The organism is Halorubrum sp. ASP1, assembly GCF_005435135.1.
Taxonomy (GTDB): domain Archaea; phylum Halobacteriota; class Halobacteria; order Halobacteriales; family Haloferacaceae; genus Halorubrum; species Halorubrum tropicale.
This window is the reverse complement of the sequence record NZ_SGUA01000007.1, coordinates 35904-50616: the sequence shown is the minus strand read 5'-3', so window position 1 is coordinate 50616 and position 14713 is coordinate 35904. Positions and strand designations below refer to the sequence as shown.

16 protein-coding genes and 1 pseudogene are annotated in these 14713 nt (G+C 54.3%); all 17 read left to right on the top strand.

Features of this window, described 5'->3' with window-relative positions:
* Positions 1 to 96: 96 nt before the first annotated feature.
* Positions 97 to 276 (top strand): annotated as a pseudogene (locus EXE48_RS19070) (TFIIB-type zinc ribbon-containing protein); the annotation flags it as partial.
* 66 nt (positions 277 to 342) lie between these two features.
* On the top strand, positions 343 to 1149 hold the full coding sequence (locus EXE48_RS11635; protein ID WP_241991985.1) for a transcription initiation factor IIB: 807 nt from the start codon (positions 343 to 345) through the stop codon (positions 1147 to 1149).
* 90 nt (positions 1150 to 1239) lie between these two features.
* Entirely contained in the window at positions 1240 to 2019 is a 780-nt protein-coding gene (locus EXE48_RS11630) for a transcription initiation factor IIB family protein (protein ID WP_137711499.1), read from the top strand.
* Positions 2020 to 2411: 392 nt separating this feature from the next.
* Positions 2412 to 2969, top strand: a complete 558-nt coding sequence (locus tag EXE48_RS11625; protein ID WP_137711498.1) for a hypothetical protein — start codon at positions 2412 to 2414, stop codon at positions 2967 to 2969.
* Between the two features lie 181 nt (positions 2970 to 3150).
* Positions 3151 to 4359: a hypothetical protein gene (locus EXE48_RS11620; RefSeq protein WP_137711497.1), complete on the top strand. Its 1209-nt coding sequence runs from the start codon at positions 3151 to 3153 to the stop codon at positions 4357 to 4359.
* Positions 4360 to 4450: 91 nt separating this feature from the next.
* Positions 4451 to 6094, top strand: coding sequence for a TRM11 family methyltransferase (locus EXE48_RS11615; protein ID WP_137711496.1), 1644 nt, complete (start codon positions 4451 to 4453; stop codon positions 6092 to 6094).
* A gap of 255 nt (positions 6095 to 6349) precedes the next feature.
* Complete coding sequence (locus EXE48_RS11610) at positions 6350 to 9943, top strand: ribonucleotide reductase barrel domain-containing protein (protein WP_137711495.1); 3594 nt, start codon at positions 6350 to 6352, stop codon at positions 9941 to 9943.
* Between the two features lie 160 nt (positions 9944 to 10103).
* The gene (locus EXE48_RS11605) at positions 10104 to 10412 is read left to right on the top strand and encodes a hypothetical protein (RefSeq protein ID WP_137711494.1); all 309 of its coding nucleotides are present in this window, start codon (positions 10104 to 10106) and stop codon (positions 10410 to 10412) included.
* Entirely contained in the window at positions 10402 to 10878 is a 477-nt protein-coding gene (locus tag EXE48_RS11600; RefSeq protein WP_137711493.1) for a hypothetical protein, read from the top strand. Before EXE48_RS11605 ends, EXE48_RS11600 begins: the two co-directional genes overlap by 11 nt.
* Positions 10871 to 11467 (top strand): hypothetical protein, encoded by a 597-nt coding sequence (locus EXE48_RS11595; protein ID WP_137711492.1) that lies wholly within the window; start codon positions 10871 to 10873, stop codon positions 11465 to 11467. Before EXE48_RS11600 ends, EXE48_RS11595 begins: the two co-directional genes overlap by 8 nt.
* Entirely contained in the window at positions 11457 to 11885 is a 429-nt protein-coding gene (locus tag EXE48_RS11590; protein ID WP_137711491.1) for a hypothetical protein, read from the top strand. The genes EXE48_RS11595 and EXE48_RS11590 overlap by 11 nt, the downstream gene beginning before the upstream one ends.
* A gap of 234 nt (positions 11886 to 12119) precedes the next feature.
* Positions 12120 to 12770: an ASCH domain-containing protein gene (locus EXE48_RS11585; protein ID WP_137711490.1), complete on the top strand. Its 651-nt coding sequence runs from the start codon at positions 12120 to 12122 to the stop codon at positions 12768 to 12770.
* Positions 12760 to 13194 carry a hypothetical protein gene (locus EXE48_RS11580; protein ID WP_137711489.1) on the top strand — a complete coding sequence of 145 codons (435 nt, stop codon included), beginning with the start codon at positions 12760 to 12762 and terminating at the stop codon, positions 13192 to 13194. Before EXE48_RS11585 ends, EXE48_RS11580 begins: the two co-directional genes overlap by 11 nt.
* Positions 13194 to 13397, top strand: coding sequence for a hypothetical protein (locus tag EXE48_RS11575; RefSeq protein WP_137711488.1), 204 nt, complete (start codon positions 13194 to 13196; stop codon positions 13395 to 13397). The genes EXE48_RS11580 and EXE48_RS11575 overlap by 1 nt, the downstream gene beginning before the upstream one ends.
* A complete protein-coding gene (locus tag EXE48_RS11570; RefSeq protein WP_137711487.1) occupies positions 13390 to 13890 on the top strand; it encodes a hypothetical protein in 501 nt (166 codons plus the stop codon). Before EXE48_RS11575 ends, EXE48_RS11570 begins: the two co-directional genes overlap by 8 nt.
* Positions 13887 to 14435, top strand: coding sequence for a hypothetical protein (locus EXE48_RS11565; protein ID WP_137711486.1), 549 nt, complete (start codon positions 13887 to 13889; stop codon positions 14433 to 14435). Before EXE48_RS11570 ends, EXE48_RS11565 begins: the two co-directional genes overlap by 4 nt.
* The gene (locus EXE48_RS11560) at positions 14432 to 14701 is read left to right on the top strand and encodes a hypothetical protein (RefSeq protein ID WP_137711485.1); all 270 of its coding nucleotides are present in this window, start codon (positions 14432 to 14434) and stop codon (positions 14699 to 14701) included. Before EXE48_RS11565 ends, EXE48_RS11560 begins: the two co-directional genes overlap by 4 nt.
* The last annotated feature ends 12 nt before the right edge of the window (positions 14702 to 14713 follow it).

The following is a 14713-nucleotide window of genomic DNA, read 5'->3' as shown; positions in this document are numbered from 1 at the left end:
GCTACTGAGATATGGGCAACCACCCGAAACAATTTTTACACCCGGATTGCTTACGGGAACTAGAGCGGTTAGAGCGGTTGCTGCTCAGTCAGTATTATGAGAAGGCCAGAGACAACGCGGGGAGATACGGACACGCTACAGTCACAGGAGCAAAGCCATCCGAAGCAAGGAATATGCCCCGAATGCGCCAGTGGGGTCGTATCCGATAATGGGGAAGCAGTCTGTAAGGACTGCGGCTTGGTAGTCGAAGAAGACAAGATCGATCACGGGCCTGAATGGCGAGCTTTCACAAGTAGCGAAGAAGACAGCAAGTCCCGCACTGGCTCACCGACGACCATGCGTATGCATGATAGGGGGCTATCAACCAAAATCGGCTGGATGGACAGAGACGGATACGGAAACACACTCAACAGCAAACAGAAAGCAAAATTTAGGCGACTCCGGCAGTGGCAGACGCGCACTCAAATCACAGCAGAGGACCAGCGTCTCAAAGAGGGCCTCAGTGAAGTAGAACGAATGGGCTCAGCCTTAGGCGCACCAGACGATGTTCGTGAGACCGCTGCGGTCATCTTCCGGACGTCCCGCGAAAATGACCTTCTTCCCGGCCGTTCGGTCGAAGCAATGGCATCAAGCGCTCTTTATCATTCTTTCCGAATACAAAGCGACTCACGGTCACTTGACGAAATCGCAACCGTAGCTCGTGTTGGCCGAAAAGAGATTAGTAGGGCATATCGCTATCTTTCTGATGAACTGGGACTTGATACAGTCATCCAGCACCCAGCTGAGTTTATCCCACGATTCACATCCCGTATCGGTGGTTCTCGTTTGCTTAAGCAACAAGCAAAGAAAATCGCTGAAGAAGTCGAAGGCACACAAGTCACGAGTGGAAAGTCCCCAACAACCATAGCTGCGGCCTGTATCTACATTTCTGGCCAACTCATAGGAGAGAAGTACACTCAAGATACGGTTGCTGAAGCAGCCAACGTCTCGAGTGTTACAGTTAGATACCGCTATAGATCGATCGCTGAAAATTTTGACCTCAAAGCAAGCAAATTAGATACAGAACAGCTCGGGTTAGAACCCAACGAGACAGAATATCACGAAAAAAACACCCCGGACTCGATTGATGCTGAACTGCGTAGTGAGTGAACTCAGACTAAGTTCTTCGAGATGCGGGAGAATGAAAATTAAACGAGTGCCAGCAGGAGGCCCCCGGCAACCCCCACAGACAATCTTCTAATGAGCCAGACGATCACAGAGGAGCTATACTCTTGTCCCAACTGTCATAAGAGTCTCAAAACAGCCGAAAACAAGCAGTCATGCCCACATTGTGAGCAGGTTCTAACCAAATGTAACTTCATCTGGGGAAGACTCACGAGTGAACCGCAGTTTAGGCCCAAGGATTCAGGTGGAAAAGAACGAGTAAACTGCCGATCCGAATCGATTGGTACGACTCAGATACAAAAGCTGAACCATTCTCTTGAAGCCCCAGATTGTGTTGGTCAGACCGCGATCGAACTCTATGACCGCGCAGTTTCAAAATCCCAACTCGGGAAGCGCGGGAAGCGGACGACAGCAGCGGCTTGCTTTTTCTACTGTACAAAAGACAATGGCACGCCGCGAACACTCAAGCAGATCGCCGCTACAGATTCGCGTCTTGAGAGAGGAGAAATAGGCCGCGAATATCGACTGTTATGTACTACGCTCGACCTCACAGTGCCGCCACAAACCTCAACAGATTTCGTATCACAGATATCCCAGTCGCTTGGCGTTTCAGAAAGCGTACGAACAAACGCACTTACTCTCACGAAAGCGATTGAACAGAGCGGTGAGATGAGCGGTAGAGACCCCTGTGGACTGGCCGCTTCCGCCGTATATATTGCTTCAAGGAGAGCGGGAATCGAGATCACCCAGCAGCAAGTAGGCAATATTGCCTCAGTAACAGAACGGACTGTCAGCTCCAACTGTAAGCTGATCACCGAGAAATTCTCCCAGACGAGGGCAAGCACGCCATCGTGAGGACTGCGCTATTGTGGACAACCAGCCGGATCTCCCGCATTTATTGATCTGAATTGGTGGGCTATCTCTGCGGCGGTATCGCCCAGATACCTTCCTCAAGTTGTCCTTCTGGGCTAGCTGAGGAGATAGCACTACAAAACACCCATGCGAAATCCACGTTACCTGTACGTTTTAGAGCCGAATAGCACAATCGAAACTGAGTGTGAAACCGTTGATGTCAATTCACTCGCCGGCCACGACCACAAAACGACCGACTCTGTCCACGGAGAGCACCAGCCAGCACTCCAGATCGAAGCAGGAGCATCCACTTACGTGGTTCCTGAAGACTCTGTGATCGACATCATTGACCTCGCAGAACAGGCAACCAACCATCGGACTGCCCCTATCAACCAATGACAACCGACACCCACTCCATCGACCCTTCCTTGATCAATGAACACCCGCCGTCGTGGCTTGGCTGTCAAGTCCGCGATCTCGAAGTCGAACTCCCCTCTGGCGGGATCGCCACTGGGATGTCCATTAGCCGAACAGAGGCAACGTTCAACGTGTCCGAATCGTTCGGTACGGGCACCACCCCGTATGCGGAAATCCCAGAAACGCACGAAGAATATCTTGACGGTCCCGATGTTGAATCGACAGAAGGCTACGTGGAGTACCAGCGGGAGGATGACACCGTCAAACTCCCCAAGCAGGTGTTCTTCGAGTACAGCTTCGAATTTGAGACACCGATCGACGCTGAGACACCGACCGAACTCGCATCCCAAGTCGAGTCGCGGCTCAACGATCTGGATGTTGTCTCCCAGCCGGTGTCAGTCTCTCCTCCCGAGGGTACACAGCGTGAGGTTAGTATCCCGTTCGATAGTATCGTTGCGGGGACTGACGCGGAAGGTGGCGAAGTTCACGATATTCAGTGGAATGCCGATGGGGAATTGGTGATTGCGTACACGTAGCGGGCGTCGCTGTGTCGACGACCGCTCCGATATACACAAGATCAACATATCAAATCTGCTTCTGCTAGGCGCTACTACGTCACCAGTTTTTTTCTTTGAATTGGCACACCAGTATCCCAGTAGTCAGTGGCGCCTAATACACCAGCCACAGACGACAATATCTCAGCCACAACGCACCAATATGTTTGAAGCACCAACTACTCCTGATATTCCGGGATTGACAGATGTAGAACTCCCGACAGAGGACTCTGATAGAGTACTATTCGAGACCGGAGCGACTCGAACCGATGATATGCACTCTGCGGCCGCTGCTTGGTTCGAAAAACTCTCGACAGATCCTGATGAATCTCAAACTGTCTACCTCCTCGACCGGTGGCTAGATGTCGCATCATCACTATACGATTTCTCTGCCAAAAATACGGTTCTATTGAGTCTTCAGGACCCAAATGCGTCGTTCGCCATCGACTACGATACGTGGAACGAGGAGCACAAAACTCGCGTGGAGAGTGGCACGCGTTCGAGATTTCTTTGGGATTCTGTTGTAGAACCGATGTGCCCAGAATGTGGAAATGGACCCACACGGCACAACCGAACTGATTGTGAGTATGACGAGACCGGGCCCGAGGCTTGGACCGAAGGCGTAGTTGGCTTTGCCCCCTCACCAGTATTTACTGCTGACCAAACGCAATCCGGAAGAGTCCCACCAATGCGGCAGCTGTGGGAAGGCGTACCCAGCAAGCAGTCTGCTGAACACCTTCGTAATGCGATCGTCAGCGCACAATCCTACTACGGAATCGCTCCAACCAAAGCAGATCCCCTCCCCACTGAAGAAAGGTATAGTGTGGCTGGAACTCACTCTACCAGCACTGAGGGCGCTGCGGTTTTGAACTTGAAATCGGGCGTCTCAAACACATCGACAAAGGCTACGGCTGGTGGTCCGGAACTCGCTCCTTTAGATGCGTCAGCAGAGACAGACTACTACACTTGGCAGGCATCGGTTGAAGTCCCAACAGAGGAATGTCCCGAAGAAGCAGCAGTCTCAGCATCAGTCCGACAGATTGCTAAGGCAGTTCTTACTGGAAATACCAACAAGAGCCACGCTTCAGACCAGATCACGCCACATAACCCTTTGAGCTCAATGGAACAAGAGAACAGAACAACTGAAGCAGAACTCGTCTCGCACCTTGTCGCTCGACGTGTCGGCATCGACCCTCCGAGAGAACTAGGCCATCTACCACTGGATAACTGGTTCGGCGAACACCACACAGAAATCTGTTCTCGCATAGAACGAGTCCTCAATACGGCAAACTTCTTGATCAAGCCAGTTGACCGACGATGCCACGGAGCTCAGTCGGGGAGCGATCTGTCACAGCCTGAGATGCCTCGGTGAGGATGAGCGACAATCTTCAGTGCTGATTTTGATTCGTTCACCCGTTTGAGAATCTATCTCGCTTGGATCGGTGTCACACAAATGCCACTAGATGATGTCCACTAGAACGCCCCAAACCAGTCAGATTAGTAGCCCAGAATCGAAGGACCTCCAACTCAGCTACCAGACGGTTAATCCAAATAGCCAGACATTCAGTCAAGAAAAGATCCACAGGTGGGTCCTTGATCAATTGGATAACAGTGGCATCAAGCGGATTTTGAACCCTTGTGCTGGATCAACTCAACTCGAGGTTAACAGAGCATGCGATGTTATTCGGAATGATGTCAATCCAGAGCATCAAGCTGATCTCCACGTAGACTTTCGCGAGCTTAACGAGTATTTCGAAGACGAGTCTTTTGACGCGATCGTCTTTGACCCGCCCTACACGGCAACGCAGTCTGAGAAGACTTACGCCGTCGACGATGGCGGATTTTACAGCCCCTCCGCGAAAGAAGGACTAGACGACCTCTTGCGTCCGGGCGGTGTATTCATCCAATTTGGCTACACGACGACCATCATGCCGCCCGAGAAGGGCTATAAGCTGGACGCAGTTACGCTATTCAACACACTCGGCGATCAGGACGACTACATCGCTGCCGTAGCAACCAAACCAGAGTCACAGCCGCCCAATCACGGTGAAATGGCGACGCGTCAAGTATCTAAACAGAGCCCTAGACTCGAAGCAACTACTTCTCTCAGTCCAAACGAAGGGACAAATGGCCTGAACGGATCCGTCACTACTGATGGCAATGGGGATTCCTCTATTGAATTCACGTACCGAAAGCTCGCATCGACCGACGATATCTCAGAGGCCATCGGTGAAGCTGTTAACAGCCTCACCAAGTCGGGGTCTCATCAACTCCACGTCACACCCGGAAGTGGCCACATAGCCGACCAACCAGAGTACGAAGCATTCGGTCGGGAGAGCTACACGGCATGCCGAATCGATCACGACTCGCTCGACGATACAATGGGAGAGTACGCACATCGGACAGACATTAGCACTAAGCCGTGGAATATCAACTCGAACTTTGGAGACGCCGTCCTCGATAACGTCGTCCTCGACGTCCCCCATCTAGCTTTCCAACGGAATATTCGAACCCCCCGATCTTCTCCGGAGAACACGCACCTCATTACATCGCTCAAACGTTCCGTCGCGGACCTCCCCAAGCCCGGAACAGGGCAGATCATTCAAATTGGGCACACAGCAACCCTCATGAGCGACTTCGAGTATAATTACGTGCGGTCTGCCTGTGTCGTCATCAACCATCCTAACGAGCCTCGAGACTTCATCATTAGCGTAGACCGCCGTCCGGATACGAGCATCTCAACTGCCGGGCTAGGGGATGGTCCTGTGGACGCGACAAAAGCTCCTCCAGCGCAAGAGGCTGACCAGCGCCACCGTTCGCACGTCGGCGACATAGGTAATGATGGATACGAGTGTGTCTACTGTGGCTCAGCTTGGTACCGGCATCCAGCGTGGTACTCAACATGTCATGAGTGCGGTGCTGCTCCCAACAATTACTGTGTCGATAAGAATGGGAACAACCTCTCTGAACCGCACGACGCACGGATCAAACAAGCAGAATCCCTCCATGATGGAGACTGTGCGTTCAAGTCCACACTCTCCCTCCCGCAACTCCGAGATACGACCTCAACAAAGACAGACAAAACATCTCTCACTGACTTCGCGTAGCACAGAAGATTTCTCCAGACAAATATCAACCACCTCTGTCCCGATAGGGGAACAGACCGACCACGGCCAGTGATGAACACACCCCACCGAAAATACCATTAGAGTTGGCCACTACCTGATATGTGGCGGAAGAACAACTCCTAACAGAGTTTGTTCCTTCGGAATGGGTGCCCAGTGGCAGTCCATCGGTGACATGCCCACCGAAGAGGAAAAACGAGTCCGCAAAGACAGTCCACATGGGCACCGAGAACCAATATGACAACGTCAGACCCACCGACTCTCCCGGTCAAACGAGAGGACGCAGAGACACTCCAAGAAACGCTGACTACAAACGCTTACGATAACATCCTGCCGGCGCGCTACCTTCGGAAAAATGCCGACGGGGAGGTAATCGAGGAACCAGAGGAACTCTTCCAGCGGGTTGCCGAAAACGTGGCCCTCGCAGAGGCAGTCTTCGAAGCGGACAAGCAAGGCCTAACGATCACAGTTACGCCGGACCAACTGAAACCAGATCACCCGCGCCGAGGCGAACTAGCAGAGGAAGTTTTCGGCAAAGGAACGTCCACAGATGATGATGTTGAGACAGAACTGACAGTCTACAACGTCAACAAGTTCTCCTACGAGACGCTTATCGATGACCTTCCAGATGAGGTAGCTGGAGAAGTCTCGAAGAAGGCGCAGGCGTTTCGTGACATGATGGAATCGCTTTCCTTCATGCCGAACTCCCCAACGCTGATGAATGCTGGCGATGAACTCCAGCAGCTATCGGCCTGCTTCGTCGATTCGCCCGGTGACGACATCACCGATATCCACCAAGTCGCTAAAGAAGCGGCTGAAGTGTTCCAGTCAGGCGGGGGAATGGGCTACGCATTCTGGAAACTACGCCCATACGGCGACGCAGTTGGATCCACTGGGGGGATCGCCTCCGGCCCGATTACGTTCATGCGGACCTATGACCAGCTCTGCGAGACGATCGCGCAGGGGGGTGCCCGGCGTGGTGCCCAGATGGGCGTCATGCGCATCTCGCACCCGGACATCATCCAGTTCATCCACGCGAAGAACAAGGATGTCTCTCTGGCGAACACCCTCCGCCTGAACGACCCTGACGACTTCACGCACAATTCCTTCGCAGAGGCGCTCGAGGAAGCGCGCGAACTCATCGACGACGAGGGGCGTGTCCCGGAGCACCTCCGAAACGCGGTCGAAGGGCACCTCTCGAACTTCAACATCAGCGTCGGAGTCACCGACGACTTCATGGAGGCATTAGAGAACGGGGACGACTTCACCTTCACAAATCCCCGGACAGGAGAGCCCCATATCGCTACTCCCGAGACGAAAGAGCTCTACAGCATGTTCGGACTCGGAGACCACGTTGAAGTTGGTGAAGAGCTCTCAGTCCCGGCCGAAGTTATCTGGGACGACATGATTGACGGCGCTCACGAGAACGGAGAGCCGGGCGTTATCTATCTCGAGCGGGTAAACAAAGAACACTCCTTCGACGTCGACGAACATCCAGACCACCGGATCCTCGCGACGAACCCCTGCCTAACTGGCGAGATGGAAGTCAAACTGGCCAACGGGGAGACAGCTCCCATCGCCGAACTGGCAGCCGCAGACGAAGACGTTGATGTTCTCTCTCGGAACAACCGAAAAGTCGTCTCCCGCCCTGCAAAAGCCTTCCAAACGAAGGAAGACGCCAACATCGTTGAGCTCACAACTGACTCTGGAACGTCCATCCGCGTAACTCCTGATCACGAGCTCCGAACAGATGAGGGTAAGTGGGTCGAAGCAGATGACCTCTCGGCAGGCGACAAGATCGTCGCCCTCTCGAAACCACTCGCGACCCAACACGGGAGCGAACACGAGATGGCAACCGAAACCGTCGCGAGCGTCAACCCCGACGGGACAGCCGACGTCTACGACCTGACTGTCGAATCCACACATAACTTCTTCGCCAGCAAGTCCGGCGAAGAAAGCCTCAACGTCCACAATTGCGGGGAACAGCCACTCGAAGAGTACGAGGCGTGTAACCTCGGGCACATCAACCTCTCGACGCTTGTCTCAAAAGACGCCGAGTTTCAGGACTATCGAGCCTTCCGGGAACACCGGCTTCAAGCGATGGGCAACCCGAGCGGGATGAACGTCGATGAAGCCGAACTGGTCGACTCCTTCCTCGAGCAGGCAATCGATTGGGAGGAATTCAACCACCGGATCGTGACTGGAACCCGCTTCCTCGAAAACGTCGTCACGATGTCCGACTTCCCAGTACCCGAGATAGAAGAGAAGGTACGCGACCTCCGGAAGATTGGCCTTGGTATTATGGGCCTCGCTCAACTCTTCGTCCAACTCGGAATTCGCTACGGGTCCCCGGAAGGGAACGAGGCAGCTCGCCAGTTGATGACCCACATCAACCACGAATCGAAGTGGGCCTCACACGAACTCGCTGAAGAGCGCGGAACGTTCAACGACTGGGAAGACTCGAAATACGCAGATCCCATCAAGTATAGCGACTGGTTCGAAGAGCACGTCGGGGTGAGCGCAGATAAGTTCCCAGACGGCTTCCCGATCCGCAATCACAACACGACGACTGTTGCCCCGACCGGGACGACGTCGATGATCGGAAACACGACGGGTGGGTGTGAACCCATCTATAATGTCGCCTACTACAAGAACGTCTCCGACGACGTACAAGGGGACGAGATGCTTGTTGAGTTTGACGACTACTTCCTTCGCACCCTCGAAGAGAACGATGTCGATGTCGACGCCGTTAAGCAGGAGGCCCAAGACCAGATGGCCGCCAACGAGTTCGACGGCGTCACCGGCCTTGACACCGTCCCTGATGCTATTGGTGAGCTATTCGTCGTTACCGGCGACCTCTCCGGGAAAGAACACGCAGCGGTCCAGTGCGCTGTCCAAGACGGCGTTGACTCTGCAATCTCGAAGACCTGTAACTTCCCAAACGACGCAACGAAAGAAGACATGGAAGCGGTGTACCGCTACATCTACGAGCATGGCGGCAAAGGCGTCACCGTCTACCGCGACGGCACTCGCTCGAAACAGGTCCTCACCACTCGCGCGAAGAACACAGAGTTTGCCGACGATGCCGAAGCGGCCGAAACCCTCGTGAAGCAAATGAACGATGTTTTCGGAGGCGTCGACGCGTTCCTCGAGAACGACGAGGTCCAAGCGGCCATCGATCAAGAGGTCAGCCAACTTCTCAAAGCTGCTGATCAGCCCGACAACGCGTACACTGAAGCGCAACCCCGCCCTGACACCCTGACAGGAGTCACACAGCGAATCGAAACAGGATACGGGAAGGTGTACATCACCATCAACGAAGACGACGACGGTCGGCCGATGGAACTCTTCGCGAACATCGGGAACTCCGGCGGTTACACGAATTCGTTTACCGAATCGCTTGCGAAGGTCATCTCGACCGCGTTGCGGTCGGGTGTGTCTCCTGATGAGATCGTTGACGAACTCCAAGGGACACGTAGCCCGAAAGTTGCGTGGGACAGGAACGACCAGATTCGTTCTATCCCCGACGCAATCGGAACTGCTCTCCAGCGGTATCTCCATGGAGCAGTCGACAAGGGGGCACCGCAGCAACAGAACCTCGACGAAGTTGATTCTAAATCCCCACCAAGCCAGACTGACGGAGGGCACGCCGACTCTCTCCCGAAGGCTGGCTCCTCAAGCGTGACACAATCTGAAAATGAGACAGCTGGAGCAACTCAAGACCTAATCAAAGCGGGCGAGTCTCCAGAGTGCCCTGATTGTGGGGGGATGAACCTCTACTACTCTGAAGGCTGTAAGACGTGCGAGACGTGCGGCTGGTCCGAGTGCTAATAACCCACTGACCAAGTCGGGGTGACTAGTACCACCCCCAACACCGCGTTTCCCTTCTTTGTACAGACACGCTTTACAGCATTTTTTTTTTTCGTTCGATGGGTGACTCTTTCCCCCTTCGGGGAAGAACTAATATCGATGCTCACACATATTTCAGACGATGACAGGTAGTCCAAACACAGCGACCAATAGATCAGATAGCTCAGTTCCGGTTCCCGAGCGCGATCTCACCTGTAGAGTAGACAACGCTGTAGGATGGATGCACATAGAGGTCGACCCGGCATGCGACCCAGTTGGAAACTACTGGGTCCCGGTAGCCGATCAAGACCTTGCCGACCGAGACCACGTCCCAGAGGGCGATATCAAGCAGTTCCCCGTAGAAGACAGGCAACCTGAATACGGATCAGGCGAGCCAGCACCAGACACCGTTCAAAACTGGACCTTCAAGCACAACACCCATGCCGAGTGAAAACGATCAAAACAGCGCTGAAACAGACGCAGATTCCCACCAGCGGATCGAAGTCATTGTGAAAAGTACCCGGAAGGGGAATTTAGCAACCTTCGCCGACACATCCGCCGGCTCAGGGATCAGACCGATGACTAACACAGAAGTTGAAGCCCACGACTTTCTAAAAGACGTCGTTGCCGAAGTCGACGCCGAAGCCCATGAGAGCGGCGACATCGTAGCGGAGGTGTTTGTCGACACCGACGGAGAATGTAGCGTTGAATGGGCTGACGACGCGATTCGCCGTACTACAGATGGGGGGATCGATGAACCCCCTGATGGGGTTGGTCGGGATCCAGACGAACAGCTCCGGATCGACCTTCTGAACGCATTCTACCGCGCGTTCAAAAACGGCGTCTCAGAAGAGCAGGCAAAACAACACGCCAAGTATGCCAGAGAAACCGCAAAGGAAGACGCTTCCAATGTCTGACAACGTCGACGGAGAAGTTCCGCAGAAGGGCTGGATCGAATCCCTGCTGGAATCACTAGAGATGGTTCAGTGGGACCGGTTCGTTCGAGCCGAAGACGACAAGCTCGGCGTCTACTTCGATATCTACGGGTGGATCGACCGCGACGAGGACGCGTACAAGGACTTCATCCTGCTCCGCGTCTTCCCCGAGACGGACGAGAACCTCCGGATGTTCACGACCTCGTCAGACTACTACCACGACGAGATCAACGAAATCCTGTTCGGCGACACAAGTGAGTCGAACCACTGCCAGCGCGTCGAGCACACGTTTGAGGTCCCGAACGTCGTCGAGATCGACGAGCCCGAGCTCGCGACCGACGGCGGCCGTGTTGAAGACGCCGATGAAGTCGATCAGCCCGAGTGCGTCTATATCGACTGCGGGAAGTGCGGCGCGTCGAACCACTACGACGCCGCTCACAACATCAGCGACCCCGGTCCGGGCCGGTGCCACAACTGTAGCGCGTACCTTCGCCAACCGACCGAGGACGAACATGAACAGTTCACCGAGTTCCTGAAATCCAACGCCGAGGTGGGTGAGTATGCCGAGTGAGCAACTCGGAGACGAAGATCCTCGCTGGGGACAGGGACAGGTCGTTCAGCGCCGCCGAACGGACTACTACTACCACGTCGTCAACCGGTACCGCGACATCGACGACGGACACGTCCTCTACCGACTCGCGTCACCGACTCACACCGGCTACGAGTACATCCGCGAGGAGGACGCGATCCACGAGTACGAGAGCGCAGGCTTTCGGCTCCCCACCGGCGTCAAACCTGCCGCTGTGTTCGGTCACCGCGTCGAGGGCATCCTCTACGGCTACAACGAGCGCCCCCACGAGCCGGTGACCGACGGCGGTCGCGAGCAACACACTGCCGAAACTGATAGCGAGATGTACTGTCCCGATTGCGGGCAGTATCACGCCGTCGACGCTCACCTCTCTAACGGGGATGAAGCCCATGCCGAGTGACGCCGTGGAAGACGCCGATACGATCCATCAGCGGTCGTTTGATGGCCGTATTATCAGGTATCGCCTTGTCGAATGCGACAACTGCGGTGATGACGTTGAAGTCCCAACCGGCTCACCAGATTCAGAGTTGTCGTTCTGCTCGATCAGTTGCTCAGAGGGCTACAACGAGACAGCATCTGATGGATTCGAAAACGGTGATAGCCCCACCGATGGGACCAGTGAGAGGTCGTGCTGATGCTCTTCAAAGAGTACCACATTCCGATGATCCGGACAGGGTCGAAGACTGTCACACGCCGCGAGTGGGACGAAAACTACCATGGCCCAAACGTCGGCACAGTCGTCGCCGCGAAAACCGACCTCTTGAAGCCAGATGAAAAGTGCGACTGCTTCATACGGATCACCGAAAAGCGCGAGGAGTATCTTGGCGAGATAACCGAAGCAAGTGCCCGGCGAGAAGGCGACTACGACGGCGTAGAAGACTTCCGCGACGGCTACGAGGAGGTTTACGGTGAAGGGTCGTGGGACGACGACAAGCAAGTCAATGTCATCGAGTTCGAGTACGTCGGGAAGACCCGCCCAGAAGATGACGGCTCGGAACAGACGCACCTCGTAGGCGACGGCGGCCAGACTGAAGATACCAATGGCGCTGATCGTGTCACTCACACAATTGAGGACCCCGTAGAAGTGGATAACTTCGATTGTGAGCACTCAGGTCACGATTGGGAACCGATGAGCGTCGGCGACGACCGTAATACCGATCCGATGACAGCTTCTCACATGGAATGTCTGAATTGCGGCAAAACGCGGGAAGTTCGCGACGGCGACCTCTACGGTTACGTCGGTGCGTATCAACCGCCAAAGGGGGTGTCGATCCGTGACGACTGATGGAGCCGCCGAAATCGACCGGCCCGAGTGGCTTCCAGACGAGTACGACCCGGACGCACCACTTCACGAGCGGCTAGAGATTCTGGCGCCGATCGACGGCGGGATTGAACTCCACGCCGAAGGAGACCGCGTTACCGAAGTCATTGGAGAGCCACGCAGACTCACCAAAGTCGGTACTAATACAGTACGGCTCAAGACCGGCACTGGTCCCGACACCTCCAGCTGGGACTGGGAAGTAACAGCACCACAAAACGGCGAACCGTACCTTCAGAAAGTTGACCCTGATCAAAGAGCCGAAGCGTACATGAAGACGAAGAAAACTCGAATGAGAGGTATGGACATCCGCGTCTTTGGCGTCGACGCCGAGGCATGGCTGCGGCTTCGGCGTCAACGCCGAGACATGGATGAATCAGGTGACTCCTAATGGCCGCAAATGAAAACAAAGAGTACAGCCACAAATTCGACGAGTGCCCCACCTGCGACGGCGACCTCCAGTATCAAAACGAGGCCGATGCCGAATGTCTCAACTGCGGGGAGGTTTTCTATCACGAGATCCGCGCTAACCGCCATCTATTATGGGACTACGACGAACTCGGGTGGATGCGTGGGGTTGTTAGCCGTGCCTGAATCTACAGAAACCTCCAACAAAGTTGCTCAACCCGAGAAAGGTTGCCGCGACGGATTCCGGTTCGCATGTGGGTACGACTGCGGTGAGTCATTTCAAGGCACTAACCTCACCAAGATTGCCCGACGTGCAGCCCGGCACTACAACGAAAAGCATGGGAATGAACTCCGTCACCGTTACGACGTTGTCGAAACCGTTGAACGTGGAGGAGACCACATCCAAGATAACATCTATCAAGTCGAACGCATCGAAATCTACCTAACCGTATTTGACGTTGTTGAGCGCATAGGTGGGATCGACGGCTGGCTCGCTGACCCAGACTCAGACAGAGTTTGTTCAGCATGCTACTGCCATATCCCCGACACCAACGAGCAGATAGAAGACAAACCGGATGTCCCGCATGACGATTCTTGGACGTGTACAGAGTGTATCAAGGAACAAGAAGCCACAAGAAGAAATGGTGAAAACAAACAGTTAACGGAGTGGTCAAATTGAACGACGAATTTGAAGAGGTCATCGAATCTTCGCTCGAGAAGACACACAAATGGCTACCTACAGCCATGTCCCCACTGGCCGATGACAACCTTGAGAGTTGGTGGGACGTTTTCTGGCTGTTCACCGAGGCAGAGTACGAAAAAGCCATACAAGAGTACGGAAGCAAATACGCAGACGGCCAAACGCGACTCGTCACAGACGGTGGCCCTGTGGAAGACACTAATGAAACTGAACATCCCGGACAGGAAAATTTCGAGGTTCCTGATGCTGTCTTCCCCACAGTAGGGTCAACAAACGGTTCGGTCGACGTGTACGTTGAACAGGGGCGAATGAGGATGCGCGAAGAGGGTAAAACAAAGGCGAGTCTCGGTATCGCAAACGCACAGATAGAAGACGCAACCCCAATAGCGACACTTCACGCGCCGATCAGTGACACCGCCACCGACGAGGTATACGCCGAACTCGCATTTACTGACCTCAACGATCTTCGCGAGCTTCGAGACATACTTTCCGCCGCCATCGAATACAGGGAAGAACAGTCATGAACGCCAAACAAGACGATAGAGAGGAAGTTTACCAAATCGACTGTCCAGATTGTAGCTGGAAAAGCCGTAAGTTCGAGAGACTCAGCGGAGAGCTCGCAGCAAAGGAAGACGCTGAGCAACACTACATCGAAGATCACAACGAGAAGATCCCAGAGGACGCTCCTTTTGGAGACAATCAGTGTCCGAAGTGTCTCAACACAAAAGGGTTCAACGGAACAGTTAGCTGCTCAGAGTGCGGGTTTGTCCCACCTCGAGTAAGAGCATGAACAACAGCAACT